Annotated in this window: 1 protein-coding gene; it reads right to left on the bottom strand. The window is 44.9% G+C overall.

All coding sequences use genetic code 11. The features are described from left to right. Window positions 1-592, bottom strand: a 592-nt coding sequence (locus A3738_RS27485; protein ID WP_231876782.1) for a S41 family peptidase, incomplete at both ends; no start/stop codon positions are given.

The following is a 592-nucleotide window of genomic DNA, read 5'->3' as shown; positions in this document are numbered from 1 at the left end:
ATTTTTAGGATATCAATGGCTTTCAACAGACTGAGTGCTTCTTGTAACTGGAAGTCTTTTTCGAGACGTTCTTTCATATTGCTATCATCACCGTTTTCTTCATCTTGAGTTCCAGCGTTATCGGAATCGTTACCGTTGCTCAAGTGGCCTTCTAAGTCGGCTTCACGGTAGAAGTCAGGCTTTTGCTCATCGCCTAATTTGGCGCGATTTACGACAATGTCTGGCACGATGCCTTGTGCTTGGATAGATCTTCCGTTTGGCGTGAAGTAGCGAGCTGTTGTTAGTTTTAATGCATGATCTTCGTCTAACTGCAGTACATTTTGAACAGAGCCTTTACCGAAGCTTTGAGTTCCCATGATCACTGCACGTTTATGATCTTGGAGCGCGCCAGCTAAAATTTCTGAAGCAGATGCTGAACCGGTATCAATCAGCACGATAATAGGTAGTCCATTTAGTGCATCCCCTTCGGTGGCACTAAAGCTAAGGTCCGCAATTTCAGAGCGACCCTTTGTATAGACAATAAGGCCTTCTTCTAATAGCTCATCAGCAATTTGTACCGCCGCCTGCAATACACCACCGGGGTTGTTTCGAA

It is taken from the genome of Oleiphilus sp. HI0066 (assembly GCF_001635725.1).
The sequence above is the reverse complement of the archived record's forward strand: the minus strand, read 5'-3'. Positions and strand labels throughout refer to the sequence as shown.